The 18342-nt window shown below is 57.8% G+C and carries 18 protein-coding genes and 1 pseudogene; 12 read left to right on the top strand and 7 right to left on the bottom strand.

Features of this window, described 5'->3' with window-relative positions; translation table 11 throughout:
• Positions 1–36 precede the first annotated feature (36 nt).
• The 6 genes from GGD61_RS08240 (at position 37) to GGD61_RS08215 (ending at position 3233) form a co-directional block, all read left to right on the top strand.
• The gene (locus tag GGD61_RS08240; RefSeq protein WP_183230502.1) at positions 37–243 is read left to right on the top strand and encodes a hypothetical protein; all 207 of its coding nucleotides are present in this window, start codon (positions 37–39) and stop codon (positions 241–243) included.
• Between the two features lie 310 nt (positions 244–553).
• Positions 554–928: a hypothetical protein gene (locus GGD61_RS08235; RefSeq protein WP_183230501.1), complete on the top strand. Its 375-nt coding sequence runs from the start codon at positions 554–556 to the stop codon at positions 926–928.
• Positions 870–1628, top strand: coding sequence for a terminase gpA endonuclease subunit (locus GGD61_RS08230; protein ID WP_409362454.1), 759 nt, complete (start codon positions 870–872; stop codon positions 1626–1628). The genes GGD61_RS08235 and GGD61_RS08230 overlap by 59 nt, the downstream gene beginning before the upstream one ends.
• Positions 1629–1652: 24 nt before the next feature.
• Positions 1653–1937, top strand: a complete 285-nt coding sequence (locus GGD61_RS08225; protein ID WP_183230500.1) for a hypothetical protein — start codon at positions 1653–1655, stop codon at positions 1935–1937.
• A 472-nt stretch (positions 1938–2409) separates the two neighbouring features.
• On the top strand, positions 2410–2616 hold the full coding sequence (locus GGD61_RS08220; RefSeq protein ID WP_183230499.1) for a hypothetical protein: 207 nt from the start codon (positions 2410–2412) through the stop codon (positions 2614–2616).
• On the top strand, positions 2613–3233 hold the full coding sequence (locus GGD61_RS08215) for a phage portal protein (protein WP_312012620.1): 621 nt from the start codon (positions 2613–2615) through the stop codon (positions 3231–3233). Before GGD61_RS08220 ends, GGD61_RS08215 begins: the two co-directional genes overlap by 4 nt.
• Positions 3234–3689: 456 nt before the next feature.
• On the opposite strand, the gene GGD61_RS08210 is transcribed toward GGD61_RS08215, so the two are convergent.
• Positions 3690–4052: a hypothetical protein gene (locus tag GGD61_RS08210; RefSeq protein ID WP_183230498.1), complete on the bottom strand. Its 363-nt coding sequence runs from the start codon at positions 4050–4052 to the stop codon at positions 3690–3692.
• Between the two features lie 86 nt (positions 4053–4138).
• Here GGD61_RS08210 and GGD61_RS08205 point away from each other — a divergent pair, with 86 nt between their 5' ends.
• The 3 genes from GGD61_RS08205 (at position 4139) to GGD61_RS08195 (ending at position 6932) form a co-directional block, all read left to right on the top strand.
• Positions 4139–4537, top strand: coding sequence for a hypothetical protein (locus GGD61_RS08205; RefSeq protein WP_183230497.1), 399 nt, complete (start codon positions 4139–4141; stop codon positions 4535–4537).
• A gap of 12 nt (positions 4538–4549) precedes the next feature.
• Entirely contained in the window at positions 4550–5305 is a 756-nt protein-coding gene (locus GGD61_RS08200; RefSeq protein WP_183230496.1) for a TIGR02391 family protein, read from the top strand.
• A 430-nt stretch (positions 5306–5735) separates the two neighbouring features.
• Positions 5736–6932: an AAA family ATPase gene (locus GGD61_RS08195; protein WP_183230495.1), complete on the top strand. Its 1197-nt coding sequence runs from the start codon at positions 5736–5738 to the stop codon at positions 6930–6932.
• A gap of 527 nt (positions 6933–7459) precedes the next feature.
• On the opposite strand, the gene ftsZ is transcribed toward GGD61_RS08195, so the two are convergent.
• On the bottom strand, positions 7460–8581 hold the full coding sequence (gene ftsZ / locus GGD61_RS08190) for a cell division protein FtsZ (RefSeq protein ID WP_409362453.1): 1122 nt from the start codon (positions 8579–8581) through the stop codon (positions 7460–7462).
• A gap of 232 nt (positions 8582–8813) precedes the next feature.
• Between ftsZ and GGD61_RS08185 the strand changes: the two genes are divergently transcribed.
• On the top strand, positions 8814–9446 hold the full coding sequence (locus tag GGD61_RS08185) for a type IV secretory system conjugative DNA transfer family protein (RefSeq protein ID WP_183230494.1): 633 nt from the start codon (positions 8814–8816) through the stop codon (positions 9444–9446).
• A gap of 1136 nt (positions 9447–10582) precedes the next feature.
• On the opposite strand, the pseudogene GGD61_RS41610 reads toward GGD61_RS08185, so the two are convergent.
• Both GGD61_RS41610 and GGD61_RS08180 read right to left on the bottom strand, forming a co-directional pair.
• Positions 10583–10729: pseudogene (locus GGD61_RS41610) on the bottom strand (IS110 family transposase); the annotation flags it as partial.
• Between the two features lie 1568 nt (positions 10730–12297).
• Entirely contained in the window at positions 12298–13038 is a 741-nt protein-coding gene (locus GGD61_RS08180) for a hypothetical protein (protein ID WP_183230493.1), read from the bottom strand.
• A gap of 79 nt (positions 13039–13117) precedes the next feature.
• Between GGD61_RS08180 and GGD61_RS08175 the strand changes: the two genes are divergently transcribed.
• Both GGD61_RS08175 and GGD61_RS08170 read left to right on the top strand, forming a co-directional pair.
• Entirely contained in the window at positions 13118–13321 is a 204-nt protein-coding gene (locus tag GGD61_RS08175) for a hypothetical protein (protein WP_183230492.1), read from the top strand.
• Positions 13322–13339: 18 nt separating this feature from the next.
• Positions 13340–14029, top strand: a complete 690-nt coding sequence (locus tag GGD61_RS08170) for a hypothetical protein (protein ID WP_183230491.1) — start codon at positions 13340–13342, stop codon at positions 14027–14029.
• 809 nt (positions 14030–14838) lie between these two features.
• Here GGD61_RS08170 and GGD61_RS08165 read toward each other — a convergent pair.
• Genes GGD61_RS08165 through GGD61_RS08155 form a run of 3 tightly spaced genes read right to left on the bottom strand, consistent with a single transcriptional unit; the run spans position 14839 to position 18340 of the window.
• Complete coding sequence (locus tag GGD61_RS08165) at positions 14839–15741, bottom strand: AbiJ-NTD4 domain-containing protein (RefSeq protein ID WP_183230490.1); 903 nt, start codon at positions 15739–15741, stop codon at positions 14839–14841.
• Positions 15738–17156 carry a PDDEXK nuclease domain-containing protein gene (locus GGD61_RS08160; RefSeq protein ID WP_183230489.1) on the bottom strand — a complete coding sequence of 473 codons (1419 nt, stop codon included), beginning with the start codon at positions 17154–17156 and terminating at the stop codon, positions 15738–15740. The genes GGD61_RS08165 and GGD61_RS08160 overlap by 4 nt, the downstream gene beginning before the upstream one ends.
• The gene (locus GGD61_RS08155) at positions 17099–18340 is read right to left on the bottom strand and encodes a site-specific integrase (protein WP_183230488.1); all 1242 of its coding nucleotides are present in this window, start codon (positions 18338–18340) and stop codon (positions 17099–17101) included. The genes GGD61_RS08160 and GGD61_RS08155 overlap by 58 nt, the downstream gene beginning before the upstream one ends.
• Positions 18341–18342 lie beyond the last annotated feature (2 nt).

Here is an 18342-nt window from a genome sequence, read left to right as displayed (position 1 = left end):
CCGACCAACACTCGCTCTTGCAGGAAGTGCCGATCCATGTCGCACATTGACGACAAGACCACCAAGCAGATGATCGACGCAGCCGTGTCGCGAGGCGCGAAGCCGGAAGCCGAGTCGGTCAGCTTCGCCCTGCTCGACGCGCGCTTCCGTGCTTTCGAGATCAGCATGAGGCTCGATGCCGTGATCGCTGGCGTCCGCTCGGTCCGCGCCACCGTCACCATCCCCGTCTTGGATGTTGTCTAACGCTAGAACCGCCCCGGAAAGCTAAGCATTTCGGAGCCTTACCACCCCCCTTGCCCCAGGCGAGAAGCCGGATTAAACCCGGATCATCCGCCGCCCATCCGTAGGTTTGCTGCGGTTCCACGGGACAACACAGCGACGGGTCGAACTGCTCGACCGTGGAGGACTTCCGGAGATGGACGCCTGATTTCCGCAACTGTGCATTGGCCCGACTCGGACTTCCCGCGATGTGCGCACTTTCACGCCGGTGTGACATCCTGACGGTTGCCGGATCAGTATCTCTTGATGCGCCGATCTGCGTCACGTTGCGGGCATGGAAACCCGCATCGTCGATACCATCCCCGAGTGGCGCTATCACGCTGAAGTCATTGCTCGGCTTCACGCGCTCGAAGACGCCGGGCTTCCGATTACCTGTGCCGGAGATATGAACCGAGCCAAGCGTTCGCGACGCGAGCGCATGGAAGCCAAGGTAACGGGCCTTACGGCGGGCGAGCCCGACGTGCGCGTTTATATCACCGGCGGCTTTCTGCTCAGCATCGAACTGAAGACGCCGAAGGGATCGCGCTCGAAGGCGCAGAAGGAACGGCACCCCAAGCTTCCCGAGCGGCGCCGGCTGCATCACGGGCTCGGTGGACATCCAAGACGACCGCACCGAGATCGAGTGGTGCGGTTGGGGTCAGGACGATGAATCATGGTCGCTCGACTACAAGGTTCACTATGGCGCGCCCAACTCTCCCGGCTTTTGGGAGGTCGTGGATAACGCCTTGCTGCGCTCGTTCAGACATCCGTCCGGCGTCGAAATGCGCGTGGAAGCGGCTTGCATCGACTCTGGCGGCCACTTCACGCAGCACGTCTACAACTTCGTTCGGCCGCGCATCGCTCGCCGCGTCTACGCGATTAAGGGCATCGGCGGACCCGGTCGCCCGATCTGGCCGGTGAAGGGCGCCGTCAACAAGGCGAAGAACGTCACGATCTTCGTCCTGGGCGTCGATCAGGCGAAGGACATGCACTACAAGCGCCTCGAAGTGAAGGAGCCCGGCCCCGGATACTGCCATTACCCGCTGCTCGAAATCTATGACAAGAAGTTCTTCGAGGGCTTGACCGTCGAAAAGGCCGTGCTGAAGACCGATAGGAAGGGATTCGTCACGAAGGAATGGCACAAGGTCCATCAGCGCAACGAACCGCTCGATCTGCGCGTCTACAACATCGCGGCGCGGCTCTCGCTGGGCATCAACATCGAGCGTCGCTTGATGGCGCTGCGCATGGCAGCCGCTAATGCGTTGAATGCAGCGCCGCAAACGACCGCCGTGAGGGAAGAACCGGCCCCTGCGGCTCCCCAGGCCGTTCCTGGGCGGCGTCGGGTCCGCAGTCGTGGCGTTGAAAGTTAAGATTTGAGCGGTTAGATGAAAAGCATGATGACCAAGGACGATGTGCGCGCGGCTCGCACGAAGCTCGGCCAGATGTGGAAGCCCGGCGGCGGCGCTTTGACTGCGCAAGAGCTTGTGCGCGCCCTGGGTCTCTCGGAAGACCACGGCACCGACCATGTTTACAACATGGAGAAGGGCAAATCGGCCGTTTCCGGCACTATCGAAATGCTTTTGCGTATTTATCTCGCCGGTGGAGTGCCGCCCGACGATGTCGTGATCTTCAACGATACGCCGAACGGCCGTCGGCACAGAAAGTTGTCCGAGATGTAACTTTCCATCCCCGATATTCGCCTGTCTCAAGGACGTGGCAGGCGGGCTCTATCCTCGATCTGTCTATCCCTGAGCAACAGTTCTAGGTCGCCGCGCGGTGTGATGGCACTAGTTGAAGCATCTGCCAGCACCTTGGTTGCGATGCCATCGGGCCATGTCCTGATTTCGGCGCGGGGGTTTGATGCCGCGCACAGGCGCTCAATCCAGTTTAGAATGTTCATCTTGAGTATCCATTTTTGGGTATAGGTAGAGCACTGTAAAGATGCTGATATCAGCGCGGAACGCGACCGAATTGTGGCGCTTCGGCCCCGCTCGACCTGACGGAATTTCCGCAATGGGTCAAAGGGGCAAGCTGTGGATAAGCAAAACATTTCCGCTCAACCCGCAAGCGGAACTTCGCACGAGTTGAGGTCGCGCTAAGGGAGATCGGAACGATCTCTTTCGAGCGAGCCATGTCCCGTAGTTTCGGGTCATGGCAAAGACCGTCGAAGAGCAGCTTCAAGAGACCTTAACCTCGATCTCCCAGGTCGAGCAGAGTGGTCAGCGCTACACGATCAAGGATCGTGAGCTTTGGTGCGCCGATCTGCGCCAACTCTATCAGCGGGCGCAGCGCCTCGAAAAGCAGGCGGCGCGTGAGAAGCGCGGCGGCCTCCGTATTCAGCGGGTGATCCCGCTGTGATTAAGCCCGTTGCCCCGACCCTGATGGACCGCTTTCTGGCGGGCGTCGCTCCCAACTTCGCGACGCGCCGCTACCATGCGCGCCTCTCGCTCAACTACATGGGCCAATACGCGGGTGCGAAATCGAACCCCGCCGCGCTGAAGGCGTGGAAGACCCATCCCGGCTCGGCCGACTCCGACTCCCTGGGCGATCTCCCCGCGCTGCGCAGCCGCTCGCGCGATCTCGGCCGCAACAACCCCATCGCTGCCGGTGCGAAGCAGACCTCGAAGAGCAACGTCGTTGGCTCCGGCCTGCGCGTGCGTGCGAAGCTGAACCCGAAGCTGCTCGGCATGTCGCCGGAAGCCGCCGAGTTGTGGGAGCGCAAGTCCGAGACGCTGTTCGACCTTTGGGCGCAGTCCAAGCTCTGCGACATCACGCTCACGCAGAACTTCTATGAACTTCAGGGCCTCGTCTTCACCACCGTGTTCGAGTCGGGCGATACGTTCGTCCTGCGCCGCACGCCGAAGCGTCCGAACGCCGTCGTTCCGCTCGCGCTCAACGTGGTCGAGGCCGAGCTTCGGGCGCCCCCCGGCTTGCCGCCCGATTTAGCGCTGCGCGTCCCGCGTGCGCTCCTATAGAGCTGTATATCGGACTATGTTTGTTTAGGTGAGCTTAGGCCGTAGGACATCAACAGCCCGGCGCCGTTTCATCCGCGCGACCGCCGCATAGCCGCCGTGGGCGCCGCAGACCCAGAGCCCGTACCACGCCATCGCCAGCATGCCGCACGGCGTGCCGTCCCGCTTTGTTGCCGTGCATCGAATGCGATTTGTCCTCCCCGGCGCGAGCTGATTGTTTCGCATTGCAAGCCGCCAAGCGGCATTTCCTGCGGAGACGGGATGACGGTTCACCATGGGTCACCTCAGCGTGTGTGGTTGCTTTGGTTTGGGTTGCGCAAAATCGCGCTTCTACTGAAAGGGGAGGTCGGAGCCGAACTTCATTCGCTGAGGCGGACAAGGGCCGATACCTGATTTTCAGCCAATCGTCAGATCCATCGTGACTTAGGGCTGCAATGCCAATCGACCTAACCACGACGATCAGTTCAGCCAAAACGAAGGCCAAGCGATGACAGCGACAAAGTGCGAAATCCCCATACCGGCATGACAGAAAAAGTAGACCATCCCTTTTGACGCTACAATGCAATCCGCGCGGCTTATGAAAAGAGAAAAGTAGATCGAGTGCAGGACGCCCAAGCAATCCTGCGCGATAGCGGCCATAGGCGGATTATTGCTGCCGAGCGCGGCACGCAGACTGGCGGTCAAGTCATTCTTAAATTCTTGCGTTGCCGCTTGCAGCGCGGCCTTGTTGGGCTCGGCTTGACGATTGAGTTCGGCGCAGTCCGACGCCCAAACTGAGTGCGATTGAAGTAGAAAAATGACGGCCGCGATGCGCACTCTCATCGTCTGATCCCTCCACCCGGCCTTAATCATCTGGCAAAACCGCTAGTTGTCAATGAGTGACGTATCGCCTTAATGGAAAAAGAGCTATGATCCAGTTTTCCGACCAAATGAGATCTTTCCCGATGAAGAGCTTTTCAACTGTCATCCCAGTAGCAGTCGGATTGTCCCTATGCGGGGCGCCAAATAGCGTCGCTCAATACTTAGCTGGCTCGGCCCGCGAAGACTTCGTCAACGGGGCGATCAATGGTTGCGTTCGAGATAAAGATAGCGCGGATGAGAGAAAAGTGGTCCCAAACTCTCTATTTTCGGGATATTGCCGATGTTACCCTAACGGGTTGGCGGATAGGATCAAGATAGCCGACATGCAGTCCGACAACAAAGCCGCCACCGATCCGATTGTGAAGACCGTCGCGACGGCTTGCTATCAAGCGATGAAGGCTGAGGCGCTCAGATTGTACAACGCCGGACAATATCCAAAGCAATAGGCGGTGAACGAAATGGGCGAGCTTCACGAGAGATTTCCGAATGCTGATGAGCTGCTTGCGCTCACACCTGATGCATTCGCGCCGATCTTGCTACGGATTGCAGCAAACGCGCGGCAGAACGGTATGTTTGTCCCTTCGAGCATCCTGACGATGACGTTTGGTTCCGGGATGACATCTGAACGCGGCCCTATCTATCCGCATCCTAAGAACCAGCAGGTCGAAAGCTTGGTCGGCGAGACAATCGCATTGTTGGGCCGCGAGGGCATGATACATCCCGCACCCGGCACGAATGGGCAATACGGTTGGATGGTTCTGAGTACCATCGGCGAAGCAGCGCTGGACGGACCCGACGGGTATGAACTAATTCGTGCGCTCCGCACTTTCCCCAAAAACCTGCTCCACCCGCGTATCGAAGAAAAAGCATATGCCGCTCTACAGCGAGGAGACCATGTTGCCGCCGTAAGAGACGCGTTCACGGATGTTGAAATCTATGTCCGGGAGGCAGCTGGATTAACGCTTGACGATATTGGCACGGATTTAATGCGCACGGCATTCAACGAGAAAAATGGAAAGCTAAGCGATCAAAGTTTACCGAAGGCGGAGCGCGAGAGTTTTGCACATCTGTTTGCGGGGAGTATCGGTGCGTATAAGAACCCGCATTCTCACAGAAGTGTTGTGATAGATAATTTGCGTGAGGCTCAACGCCAAGTCCTCTTGGCTAGCCATTTACTCTACATCGTTGATGCCGCTAAGGCCCGGTTGGGCTAACGGGCTGGTCTATGCGCTGCGTGTTCGTCTTCGCGCTCAGCGGTGGCGCGGAAAGGCGAATGAGGAGGCGGCGTTGCTGATTAGCCACTATGTGCGCACGGCAGCAGCGCCACCAACTCATCGCCTTCGATGCGGATGATTGCAGGGCCGCTCGGATGTCTGCGCGCCAGCAGCTCATCTGCCATCCTCTGCACCGCTTTGACATTTGCCTTGAGGTGGAGGTTTGCCAAACGATAGCCTTCGGCACGAGCAGCACGCCGTGCATTTCCGGCCAGGCCCGTCTGAGCAACAAGGAAACCCCCCGACGCACCCTAACGTCACCGCCGTGGTGCTATAGCACCACACTAATTCAACGCATAATTAACCAAAGCATTGCATAGGGTGGGCAAATCAAGCATCTTACGCGCAAGAAGATGCATAAGAGGACGAAATGGAGCATTTTTCGGTCATCCAAAGCCTTTGCCGGGTGGGGCTTGATACCGGAGACGAGCGCGTCAGAAAGCAGGTCGAGCGACTGAGAGACCGCTTGATGAAGGCTGCCGACAAGCAGTGCGCAGACACACTGGATCGCCTTCTGACCGCCAAGCAATCAGAAGGCGCGATGGCCCCCAGTGTCGTGCAGGTTTCGCGCGCGCTGGTGAAGGGGGAGGAGCTGACTGCAAACGTCCATCCTCCCGTCGACCGTGAAACGAGTGTTCCTCTTGCGGAAGTGTTGCTCCACCCAGCGGCCGGACTACCGTCGCCGATACATAACGAAACTCTGCAATTGGCCCTGACTGCACTTGTCAATGAGTGGGGGAAGGTCGACGAGCTAAGGGCCATGGGCGTCGAGCCATCGCGCTCCTGTTTGCTATATGGCCCGCCGGGCACCGGAAAAACGCTTACAGCTCGAACGTTGGCCAGCAAGCTCGACTTGCCGGTTATTAATGCTCGCATCGACGGGCTCGTCAGTTCGTTCCTCGGCACAACCGCGCGCAACATCGCTAATCTTTTCGACTTTGCCAATCGATACCGATGCGTGCTGCTTCTCGACGAGTTTGATGCGCTAGCCAAGATGCGGGACGATCCGCATGAGCTGGGTGAGATAAAGAGAGTAGTGAATACCTTGCTGCAAAATCTCGATGCGAGAAGCGGCGTCGGTCTCACTATTGCAATCACCAACCATCAGGGGCTGCTCGATACGGCAGTTTGGAGGAGATTTGAAAACCACATACGGGTAGAGCTTCCTGATCTGGAAACTCGCTTGGCTATGTTGAATGCGTTCTTGCTGCCGCTTTCGTTGGAAGCAGATGTGACTAAGGCACTCGCGTTTGTAGTTGGCGCTCGTTCCGGCTCGGACCTTCGTACATTCGCTGACATGCTCAAGAGAGGGTTGGTGATGCGCGGTGAAGCTGCAACTCCTCAGGCTCTCTTTGCTTCCGTCAAGGCGCTCCTCCCGCGTTTGGGGATGGGTTACGAGGAGGGTACCCCAGCTCAGTACCTATTGAACGACGAAAACGCATTTATTGGCGCGGCAATACATTCGTCAGGGTTAGGTATCCGCCAAGAAAGTCTGGCTCAGATGCTGAACTGTAGTCAGAGCAAGATCTCGCGGGCAGCCGCAGAATGGTCGGAGCAGGTTCAATAGAAAGGCGAGACTGCGCATGGCTAACAACCCGGTTCAGATCGTACTTAACGACGACGCATTTCTCCGTGCCCCAGAGCCCGGCAGGGCTGGACCGGAGAAGGACTTCTTCGCTGGTGACGACGCAGCCTTTGCTGCCCACAAGGCTGCAATGCTGGCGTCCTTCGACCGGATAGACAAGCAGCTCGCAACATCTGCTACTGGTCCTCTGGTTTACGTCCGCGTGAAATTGCGTGTGGAGGCCGTCGCCAAGTCGTATCGCCCCAACCGAGCGCTGCTTACCTCCGATTTGTTTCCTTGCGTGGGCGCGGGTTCACCCGGTGAGCTGTATTTCCGTATGCCTCGGGTTCATCTCCATCGTCTCCGTGCGCGCATGCAAAGCGCGACCGAGCGTGCTGAATGGCGTCGTCCGGCTTCGGGGCGTGAACCGTGTTTGCTAGTAAACCGTGAGCGTTCAGAGTTGGGTGCAATCGAGAAATTGGAAATTGCGCCGCCAACTTTGAAGAGAACTTTTTCGGCCGCTGACGCTGTCACCGCCTTGCCAGATCCGAACGCGGCGAGCGGATATGTAGTCGAGTTGTTTGAGCAAGCGCCGATTGAAGGGACAAATGCCGACGATGTCCTCGGACTTCACAAATCGTTTGATACGCTGCAGCTCGTCTTGAGCAGTACTGAGGGCTATCGTTGCGCATCCGGCCGGCGAGCTCCGAAAGGGAGCTTTCTGCGCTTTCCGCTGGTTCTGCCTGGCCGAGATTATCAATGCCGGTCCCCACCACCGAGACGCGCACCGTACCTTCCAACTGCTCATCAAAAGCGGCGCCAATGATAATATTGGCATCCTGGTCGGCCTCTTCGCGAATGCGGCTAGCGGCCTGGTCGATTTCGAACAGCGTCAGGTCCTTGCCGCCAGTGATAGAGATGATGAGGCCACTGGCTCGCTTGATCGAGGGGTCTTCGATCAGTGGATTGGAAATCGCGGCTACGGCGGCTTTGAGCACACGCGATGGGCCAGAAGCCTCGCCCCTGCCCATCATCGCCTTGCCCTTTTCGCGCATAATCGAGAGAACGTCGGCAAAATCGAGATTGATCAAGCCCTCCTTGACTATAAGGTCGCTGATGCAGGCCACACCCGAATGGGGCACTTGGTCAGCCATGGCGAAAGCTTCGCCGAAGGTGGTCTTCTCGTTGGTCACCCGAAATAAGTTTTGGTTTGGAATGATCACCAGAGTGTCCACGGTCTTCAGCAGATCCGCGATGCCGGCTTCGGCAAGGCGCATTCGGCGTTGGCCTTCGAATTGGAATGGCTTTGTGACAACACCAATAGTTAGAATGCCAAGCTCACGCGCGGTCTTGGCAATAACAGGCGCTGCCCCGGTGCCGGTGCCGCCGCCCATGCCGGCGGTAACGAACACCATGTGTGCGCTGGTCAAATGATCACGGATGGCATCGATTGCCTCTTCGGCCGCGGCGCGCCCGACGTCAGGCTGCGAGCCGGCCCCGAGTCCTTTAGTCGTCTGGGTGCCCATCTGGATGAGGCTCTTGGCCTTCGACATCGAGAGCGCCTGTGCGTCTGTATTGGCGACGACGAAATCGACACCCTGCAAGCCGGCCGCGATCATGTTGTTGACGGCATTGCCCCCGGCGCCGCCCACCCCCGACCCTCACGGCGACTTGGTGGAGCGCGTCGCAGCTCAAGTTTCGACGAGGCGCGCATCAGACGTAATCTACTTGAACGCGTGCGATCCCTTGCAGCCATATGGGTACAATCCCCTGCGGCATGTCCGAGAATCGGATCGCGCTCGCCGCTTCTGGCTTCATCGAAGTGTTCAAAAAAATGTGGCCGGATGCATGGTTCGCATGGAGCACATTTTGCGAAATGTGTTGATGGCGCTGCTCGAGCAACCGCACGCCACGATGCACGACGTGCTGCGCACCCTCTCGGACCGGCAGTTCCGCGCTGATGTTGCGCGACACCTGAAGAATGAGACGGTCCGGACGTTCTTCATAGAAGAGTTTGCGCGATCTTCGTTTGGCTACCGTGCCGACAGCACAGCGCCGATCCAGAATAAGGTAGGCGCCTTTCTTTCAGATCCGATACTCAACAGACTTCTAACTGTTCCCCAGCATGATCTCCACGTGCGGCAAATCATGGATGAGCGCAAAGTACTACTGGTGAATCTGGCCAAAGCACAAATCGGTGAGGACAGCACGTCGCTCCTGGGCGGATTGCTGGTCACGACACTCGGGCTTGCTGCGTTCAGTCGCGCCGACCTACCCGAGTATGAACGGCGCTCCTTCTTTGTCTACGTTGACGAATTTCAAAACTTTACGACGCTCGCCATGGCGAATATGTTATCAGAGCTTCGCAAGTATCGGGTCGGCTTTACAGTCGCCCACCAGTACCTTTATCAGCTTGAACCAGACGTGCGCCATGCGGTGCTGGGAAATGCGGGAACGATTATTTCGTTCAGAGTTGGCTCGGAGGATCCGCCATATCTTGCTCGAGAGTTTCAGTGACGATTTGATGAGATCGATCTATTGCAGCTACCGAATTATCGCATCTACCTGAAGCTTATGATCGATGGAGTCCCCTCGGCGGCGTTCAGCGCGACCACGCTGGCTCCGATGAGGCGGTGAGCCTCAGAGGACGGCGACGAGCTAGCTCGTAGACGGTCGTGTTGGCCGGAGGAAGAAAGATGTAACTGTTAATTTGGCTCTTTATCCCTGGATCACTGGCATGGACACGGCGTGCCGATCGCTTCAACTTCGCTGGTATCGCCGTTCGGCGCACTGCCAGCTTGATGAGATTGTCGCATGGGCGCACCTCCTTGTCGCGTGGATTCCGCGGTAGGCTCCTGCGAGCGCATGGTGATCAAAACCGGTACTGCGCTGCCCGCATGGACGCTTTGCCAGGCTCGCCCATGATTGAGCGCTACAATCATGCCCGCAAGTCCACGCTTCGGCGCTTTTTTCCGTAGATGCCCGGATTGCCAGTTTTCGGAACACGGCCTTCTACTGGAGGAACACCGGCGGGGAATTTGATACTTAAACTGTATTTTCGCTATATTCCGGTGGCGAGGCCGCGGGATTCATCGTCTCGCGGCCTCATTCATTTCCGTAGCCCCCGGATAATTACGGTCGAGTTCGGCCACATTTCTCCCCCGTAAGGGCGAGCACTTCCATCGAGATTCAGCGCGCGTGATACTCGGCTGACTGTCGAGGTGTGCCATTTAATGGCGGAGGCGCCTTTTGTCGCAAACCGCCCGGACAAATCGGTGTCCCGGGATCAGACAACGCGAGCGTGGTCCTGCATTGGTCCGATGTTCGGCTGGACCGGGCAGGGACGGACAGTACCGCGTCGATATCGGTTTTCATACCACGGCGGACAACTTGATCGTGTAGCCCGCTGCGAAGCGCCTGCAGAACGTCCAATTCTCGATTCGGCACGACCCTTGCTCGGTTCTGGGCAGCATCACCGAATGCTCCAGATGCGGTGATGCTAGGGGCGGGCTCGGCGCCCGCGTCGCCGCTCGCGTCGGGTCCGCTCCGCCGGTTTGCTGTGGGGCGCATGCCCATGTCACGAGGGCCGCGTAATCATTCGTTCCGGCAACATCGGCCCGACGTAGTTCAACAGCGATCGGGACATCTCCCACACGGGCGTCATTCCGATCGGTCTTCACCGGCATGGCCGAAAGTGCCGCCTTAACCTGGCGGGCTTCCAAACTGACGGCCGGCAGCCCCAGTTCGATTAGATTTGCGGTCAGCCATTCTGACATCGGTCCGGCCTCAAGGCCCACCCGTTCAACTTGTCCAGCCCATGGTTCGAGGTACTGCACAATCGATGGCGCGTCCGCCAACGTGGTTCCCTCCCGGATAAGCTTTCCGGTCTCGTCCACCGCTCATACCGCAACGGAATTCAGCGAAACATCGAGGCCGACGTAGATCATGACTTTTTCCTTCGGATGGAGTTGGTCAGCCAAAACGTGCCGCGCGATAAATAGGTCAGACGATCGGGACCGAATACCCCATCTCATCCGTGAACCTTGCTCGCTTCATCTGTCCGTCCTTCTTCGGGCCGGTCTCTAACTCCTTCTGGCGGAAATACTCAGTGGCAGCTCAGGCAGACTAACGTGCTCTTGGGTGCTTTCGAAAGGCCACCGTGACGCTCAGCAATCCCGGAGATAAAGCGCGCATTTTTGGTTCAAAACGCTGCATTCCGGATCGTCCAAGAACACTAATTTCGTGAGCAGATCGCAGAACCCATCAGGAGAGCTACGTGCAGCCGAGGGCGAGGTGCCTGCTCCATCTGGTTCGCAACAATCTGATTTTAGGATCCGATATGCAGGAGGCTGTCCAGATGGTGACTGTGTATCTGATAGAAACAGTAAGGAATAACCCTTCCTAGGAGACATGGAGAAGGTCTGATCAATTCAACATGAGAGTCTTTCTAGAGAGTACTCAGATAGAGATCATAAAAAGGAGCTACTAATGTATAGCAGTAGAAATGGATACACAATCGCAAGCTCGGTATGGACACCTGGCTGCAGGCAGTGGATCGAGGATCACGCTAGTACTGACTGGTGGAGTCCTTTCTATATCAATTTCATGTTCGAACGGCTTCCTGGATCGGAGGAGGCCGTATTGGGCCAGATGCGTAGAGCAATCGAAAAATTCTATGGGCGCTTTAGTACGCGCTTTGACAGGACCCCGCGAGCCGAAGGTTCTCAACGGCATATACCGCGGTTGCTTCTCTTTCCGGACAAGCCCGTTCCAAAGCGGGAGAAGGCATCAATACGAGAAGTCTCAATCAATGCTGGGGGCCTCCACTACAATGGACCGATGATGATTCCGCGGTATTCGCGTTTCCATGGGTGCGTAATTGGCCACCTTCAGGAAAAGCAGCAGGCGTATGCTCGAAATGGCATCAGTCGCATTCATGCGAAGCCTATTTATGACGCTTCTGGTATCGCTGACTACGCCTGCAAGACGATTAGATGGAATAGGGCCGACCAAGACGACGTTTTGATCCTTCCCCGCAGCGTCAGTGAATTGCCAGGCCCGGACTGAATTTTTGGTCGCACAGTGATCTTCAGAATACGCTATGAGATGTGCACGTAGACGGTTTTGATGTGCACGCAGCTTTAAATGCCGCCTGACCATCACTGGCATGCAAAATCCGCTATGAGATGTGCACGCAAACGCTTTAGATGTGCGCGCAGCCCTGGGCATTGCACGACGGGGCTGCATCTTTAGCCGTGGCAGGCTTTGCATCGACAGTAATCCGGATGGTTGCCGAATTGCCAACGAACCAGCTGGGCCGGGAGTCTGCGCGGCTTTCTCCCTCCCGGTGCGGCTCGTGGCTGTTTCTTCAGGGATTGAAGTATCGGTCGCATCCATACCTGATCAGTCGGTCGTTCGCATTCAGTCGGAGCGTCCATCTATAGTGCCTCTTACGCCACCTCTTGGACGGTCGCGCGAGATCGGCAGAGTCTCTTGGGTGCTTCCATTCCACCAGGTCTTGCCTCAGTACCCGTTCGATTGCCGAGCTAAGATCGTCAATCGGTCTGATACAAACATAAGAATCGACGCTAGGGTCGGGACGGCTGGATAATAGCGCTTGTTCAAGCAGCTTCTGTGAGCTGCTCGCAACAATTTCGTGGATTTCCCACCGCCAAACGTCTTCGGCTTCTTCGTCTCTTGCGGGAGCGGCAAATACCTTAATGGTGCCGACGGCTACGACCGATTCTTGGATCTTGTCTAACGCCCGTCGGTTCAGGTTGATAACGGCCCCAATCGTGACCGGGTCGAGATCATTCAAGCCGCAGCTCCAGCTCGCGCGGCTGACACGAACCTCGAATAGGTCGGTTTGGTTGGCAAGCAATTTAGCAATTGAACGGCCGTGGGCCAGCTTCCGGCGCTCACGGCCAAAAGGGCAGACCTCCATGCAATCATCGGAGCCGCCGCAACTCCGCGCACCGCACCTTGCAAGTGCGTCTAGCTGGCGGCGGTTGAAGGCATTTCGTTTTAGCAGCGCCAATATGTCTTGCTGCTCACCGGCCGCGTGATCGCTATTCAATTCCGCTACAGCCGAGCTGACGCCGGAAATCATCGCTCAACGTCGCGCACTGACTGACAGCGTCAAGGCAGCAGCACGCGCAGCCTCAGCGTGCCCATCGGTCGATCCGGATATGAAAGTTCTGTTTGGAGGCGCGGAGTTCGGTAAAAACAATGAGATCGTCAAGGCCTTTACGAATGCGCTCCACGATCTTGAGCATGGGCCCGGACCGAACAACGAAATTAGGAAAACCCTCGACAATGCAGGACACGATATTGTGCACGGGCCAGGCCCGAACAATGAAATAAGGAAGCTCGGCAAACGTCTGAGTTTGTAGCAAGAAGGGCGCAAATACATGGCCGATAAAAAAAGCCCAGACGACATGCTCCGCGAACAGTGGGGCAAGGCGTCGCGGCTGACGCTTTCGGGCACAGTTGCGCTATTTCTTCTGACGCGCGGCGCGAAGTCCGGAGCGGACAAGATTCTCGAAATCCTCGGACTAGACTGGTCTTCGCTCAATGCTCATGCTGTTGCCCTTCTGGGTGTTCCCGTCGTCGCCACGCTTTGTGTCTGGTCGCTGTGGTGGGCGAAGGCTTTTGCGAGGCGACATACGGACGGGGCCTGGTTCGATAAGGTGGTCACCAAATCCGATCTTCGACTGATATCGGATAAGGCCCGCACTGTCGCGATCTGGTCGTTGATCCTGTTCGTCGCTCTGCCCCTTCTCGGTTTGGCTATCCTCGAGGGAACATTTTTGCACGGAAATCTCTACTTTGCGGTCGACGGCAACTTTAGCTGTCCTCAAAACTGCAAGGAGGAGGTCGGGGTATTGGCACATTTCTGGCCGGCGAATGGCCTCCCCGACGTTTTCAAGACGGCCTATCGTTACGACGGAAATCTCACCTACGTGCCGGTTTGGCAGCCCACATTGTGGTTGCTTTTCGGCATTGGAGCTTTGATCTATGCCGTGTCCTATCTGCGGCTAATCTTTGGAAACTCCGCTTCTCGCCAGCCGTCGGTCCAGATCCAGGAAGCGACGTCGTAAATCGTTCCGCTTCAAGCCTCCGGATCGGGATCTTCCTTCTCGCCGGTCGCGACGATCTTAGGCGACGCCGCAACGCCTTCGCCTAGTCCCACGGTACCCGCATCCAGATGTCGCGTCCTCTTCCCTCGTCAGAATGATCGGCATTGCCTCGGGATGAACGCGCTTGACCTCGGCGTTCGGATCGCGGGTCAAGAAGCCGAACACATCGATGGTAACTTTGCCTTCCATTTCCACTCCCTCCATCCACAAGGACAACAAGTCATAGGCGATCGACTTGATTACCAGCTTGATCCCTGAAGAATGATCGTCAGGAAGGGCCGGAGACTATGTTCGAACGCCTGCCTTCGTCCGGGGCCGATCCAGCGAAAGGCCTCCTGCCGCCGTCCATGCGCTGAGGTCTCTCCAATCCTGCCGGCTAAGTGGCAGCCTGAGAAAGAACAGTGCCGGAGTGCAATCGAGGGCCATCACGTCGTCGGGCGTGAAGTCCGGCTTGCCGCACAGCTCGGCAAGCCTTTTCCTGAGCTTCGACCCTTATCAACCGGAGCCAAGCTAAGGTGCCCGTGGGCGTCCCGCGCGAGGCTGCGCGAAGGCTATTCGCTCAAGAACCGATCCCGTCCGGTCAAGACAGCCGAGGCCAGCGGCGCAATTGTCAAGCGGTCCGCTCACGCAGCGTCGAACGCCTGCGGCCTCGATTCAGCTCATTTCGCGGAGGCTGCGGCCATAGCGCTCGGTCATCACTGGAAACGCGATGCCGCTAACGCAGTTGTACGATCATCGCTAATCACACCGATGTCACTGCAACGATTTAATCAGGTGCGGCGGATTAGGTTCTTGATCCACGCCATCGCCGTCTCAATGGCCCAATCGGTTTGATGAGAAGTCAAGGCGGGGGGTGGTTGACTCCCCGCGCCATGGCCATGCGGGTTCCGAACGTGAATGAAGTAGGCCTTCAACGTGTCTCCCTCCCATGGGACAAGGAACCGTCCGTTCTGATGGCTAACAAGGTTGTCAATGTAATTGGCGGCGCCACGCTCGCGGCCCGTCGACCAGCCCTTGTCGTCGGATATGATCTTGATGGTGCTCTCGAGCGCCTTTGCCGCATGAAAGACTGCATCTTGGCGCTGTCCGTCGGCGTGCTCGATTGCTTCCTTGAGTTCGCGATCGACGTTTGCCCATTTTGCATCTCGCAGTAACGCCCAGCAGGGCTCCGCGATGCGCGTCTCGGTCAGCTCGTCTCGCGCAAACTGCAGGATCCCGTTGTGATAGTGCATCCCAATCCGGGCCTGCCGGAAGCGACTGTTCAGCTCATCCACGGCGCGTGCGACCTTGGTGATCGCGTCTGGGGCAGCTCGGCTGAGTTCGCGAGCACGCTCTTCCGCCAAACGGAAGAGCAGCTCGACCAAGCTGAGACGCCTTTTCAGAAAGGTGTCTGCGGTCCCATGACGATCCTTCCATAGGTCATACACCTCGGTCAGGAATTCCCCGCAAGCGGCGTCCCAGGACGGCGCGTCGTAGAGACGCCCGCGTCCTGTTTCGCGTACCAGCGCGTCGTGCGCGCGCTTGAAGAAGTCATCGTTGAGCTGCAAAGGCTCAACAAGGTCGCCGAAGATGATGTGTGCAACCTGAACGAAAAGTTGGTGAATCTCAGCGGTCGGCCGATCGCCCCAATAGATCTGCTGAGGGTAACGGCGAAAAAACACGTCCTCGATCATGATGTTTCCCCGTTAACGGGGCCATTTCCACGCAGGTTTTGAAGTTCGTTTAGAAAAACTGTGCCGACATCGACAGCTTGCTCCGCGGTCGTCGGGTCGACGTCCATACCGTGCGCGGCCTCGTTCATGACTCTCAGTGAGTCCAGAAGCTGCGCGGTGCTGGCGGGGGCGAGGCTGCGACGATGCAGTTCGCGCAGCATGTTGCTGAGGCCAGTCGGTCGAGTCGGAGCAAAGCCGTGCTCGTCCATAAAGTCGTGCAGGGCTCTCTCGATCTCCATGCGCATTTTGACGAGAGACATGAGCGGAAACTCACGAGCGAACTCCTCCACAGTCGGCAGGTCTTGCTGAAGCTGGGGCGGCAGTGCAGGTGAGAGCTGATATTGCGCTACACCCATCGGCTTGCTCGCGTCGCGTAGAGCATATTCGACGATCACCTCGTTACGGCCCTTACAGAGGATGATGCCGATCGTCGCCTGATCGTCGCGGTGCCGGAGTTGATCGTCAACTGCCGAGAGGTAAAAGTTCATCTTCCCTGCGAATTCGGGCTTGAAGTCTTCGATCTTCAGTTCGATTACCACGAAGCAGCGCAATCGAAGGTGATAAAAGAGCAGATCAAGATAGTAGTCCTGGCCGGCGACCTCGAGATGATACTGGCTGCCGACGAAGGCAAAGCCCTTACCAAGTTCGAGGATGAGCGACCGGAGGTGCTCGATCAGCCCACGTTCGAGGTCACGCTCGAGCATCTCGGGGCCGAGCGAGAGAAAGTCGAAAGTGTAGGGGTCTTTCAGGACCTGCTGGGCGAGCTCCGATTGCTCGGCTGGCAGGGTCCGCGAGAAATTTGTGAGCGCGCTGCCCTGGCGCGCGAACAGGTTGCTATCGATCTGATGAATGAGGACGTTGCGGCTCCATCCGTGTTCAATCGCTTGGTGGGCGTACCAAGCGCGCTCCTCGGGCGCCTTGACTGCATCCAGCAGGCGGACGTTATGGCCCCAAGGCAAAAGTGCAACAACCTGTTGCACAAATCCGCCATCCGGCCACGCCTCCGCGAAGGCGCGCATATACTTCAGGTTTCGGGCCGAGAGCCCGGTCATCTCAGGGAAGGCTCGGCCCAGGTCGTCGGCTAGACGATCGATGACCTTGGCGCCCCATCCCTCCCGGTCCTGTCGCGCGAGGATATCGCGTCCGATGTTCCAATAAAGCAGGATCAGCTCACGGTTCACCGAGAGAGCGGCACGATGCCGCGCCTCCGCGATCTTCCGTTTAACGTCGCTGACGAACGCCGAATAGCTTTGGGCGTCAATTTCGGTCGTTGGCTTGGCCCCTTTTCGGGCCGAGAGGGATTTGGAAGGTCGCTTGCTCACGCGGCCACCTTCAAGCGCTTCTTCGCCAGCATGGCGCGCACGAACTTGTCCCACTTTGCCATTCCCGCGCGCTTCTCGGGCATGTAATGCCAGCGATCATAGTTCTTGGAACTGACGTCCTGGAGCGCATGATTTTGCAGACGATCTCGAATTTCTTTGGACACGCCGGCCTTGCCGGCCAGGGTCTTGAAGGTTCGCCGAAGGTCCCGATTTGTTGCGTAGGGGATCACGCCGCGGTCCCGCTGACGCCAAACGAAGCTATAGAGCGTACCGTGGCTTACGGGCTTGGATGGGTCCTTCGCTGAGGGAAAGAACCAGCCGTACTTATTTGGCTTGATCGACTCAATCAATTCGGCGGCGGTCGATGGCACTGGAACAGCGTGGGGCTGAAGGTTTTTGGTTTTGGACCAATCGATGATCTTCTCCGGCGCATCCCATTGATCGACATGCAGGCGCGCGATTTCCTCGACGCGTTGACCAGTCAGCATGATCAGCTGCACGGCGCGAGGATAGGAGGGATGAACCGGCGTATCGGGGCATTCCAGCCAGCGATAGAGTTGCACGAACTCTTCTTCATCGAGCCAGCGCGTGCCCTGGACCTTAGGTTCGGTCGGAATTTCCGAGGCCGGATTGAATGGGATACGGAAGCGGCGCGGGGATGTATTCCGATAATCGTTGTCGGATTTCATCCCCCAACTATAGGCCGCGCGGATGTAACATCGCACGTGATCGGCCATCGAGCGGGCGCCACGCTCGTAGATCGGCCGGATAAGTTCGACGATCTCTTCAGACTCGATCTCACGAGCCAGCCGGTTGCGCCCGAGCGTTCCAGCGATCTTGTTGAGGCCCTTCTCTGTCTCCTTCCAGGATGGTTTGCCGGCGGCCTTGAGCGACGCAACATAGCCCTCAAACAGATCAGCGACGGTGCCGGGACGAGCATCCGTTGCGATCTTGATGCTGCGGCCTTTCTGGATCACATCGGCGTAGTCGCGCTTGAAGATATCGCGCGCCTGAGCCAAGGACGTCGACGGATAAGCGCCCAGCTTCTTTTTAGCGCGTTTGCCGTCGCGCCATTGCTGCGCCATCCAGTCTGCGGTCACACGCTTCGGCATCGGCTTGAGGACGAGGAGAAGTCGGCCGGTGCCGCGGCCTTCACCATCTGCGAGGTTTTCTTGTTTCCGGCTGAGTTCGACGCGCTTCAGCGCGTGTCGGATCGCGGTATTAGTCAGGCTTGGCATTT

The organism is Bradyrhizobium sp. SBR1B (genome assembly GCF_014198205.1).
GTDB lineage: Bacteria > Pseudomonadota > Alphaproteobacteria > Rhizobiales > Xanthobacteraceae > Bradyrhizobium.
Note: the sequence above shows the minus strand (reverse complement) of the source record. Positions and strands in the feature narration are given on the sequence as shown.

What these genes read in the sequence shown, in the direction of transcription:
- GGD61_RS08240 (WP_183230502.1), top strand. Translation starts at nt 37, where the DNA reads ATGTCGCACATTGACGACAAGACCACCAAGCAGATGATCGACGCAGCC.
- GGD61_RS08235 (WP_183230501.1), top strand. Translation starts at nt 554, where the DNA reads ATGGAAACCCGCATCGTCGATACCATCCCCGAGTGGCGCTATCACGCT.
- GGD61_RS08225 (WP_183230500.1), top strand. Translation starts at nt 1,653, where the DNA reads ATGATGACCAAGGACGATGTGCGCGCGGCTCGCACGAAGCTCGGCCAG.
- GGD61_RS08220 (WP_183230499.1), top strand. Translation starts at nt 2,410, where the DNA reads ATGGCAAAGACCGTCGAAGAGCAGCTTCAAGAGACCTTAACCTCGATC.
- GGD61_RS08210 (WP_183230498.1), bottom strand. Translation starts at nt 4,052, where the DNA reads ATGAGAGTGCGCATCGCGGCCGTCATTTTTCTACTTCAATCGCACTCA.
- GGD61_RS08205 (WP_183230497.1), top strand. Translation starts at nt 4,139, where the DNA reads ATGATCCAGTTTTCCGACCAAATGAGATCTTTCCCGATGAAGAGCTTT.
- GGD61_RS08200 (WP_183230496.1), top strand. Translation starts at nt 4,550, where the DNA reads ATGGGCGAGCTTCACGAGAGATTTCCGAATGCTGATGAGCTGCTTGCG.
- GGD61_RS08195 (WP_183230495.1), top strand. Translation starts at nt 5,736, where the DNA reads ATGGAGCATTTTTCGGTCATCCAAAGCCTTTGCCGGGTGGGGCTTGAT.
- GGD61_RS08185 (WP_183230494.1), top strand. Translation starts at nt 8,814, where the DNA reads ATGGCGCTGCTCGAGCAACCGCACGCCACGATGCACGACGTGCTGCGC.
- GGD61_RS08180 (WP_183230493.1), bottom strand. Translation starts at nt 13,038, where the DNA reads ATGATTTCCGGCGTCAGCTCGGCTGTAGCGGAATTGAATAGCGATCAC.
- GGD61_RS08175 (WP_183230492.1), top strand. Translation starts at nt 13,118, where the DNA reads ATGAAAGTTCTGTTTGGAGGCGCGGAGTTCGGTAAAAACAATGAGATC.
- GGD61_RS08170 (WP_183230491.1), top strand. Translation starts at nt 13,340, where the DNA reads ATGGCCGATAAAAAAAGCCCAGACGACATGCTCCGCGAACAGTGGGGC.
- GGD61_RS08165 (WP_183230490.1), bottom strand. Translation starts at nt 15,741, where the DNA reads ATGATCGAGGACGTGTTTTTTCGCCGTTACCCTCAGCAGATCTATTGG.
- GGD61_RS08155 (WP_183230488.1), bottom strand. Translation starts at nt 18,340, where the DNA reads ATGCCAAGCCTGACTAATACCGCGATCCGACACGCGCTGAAGCGCGTC.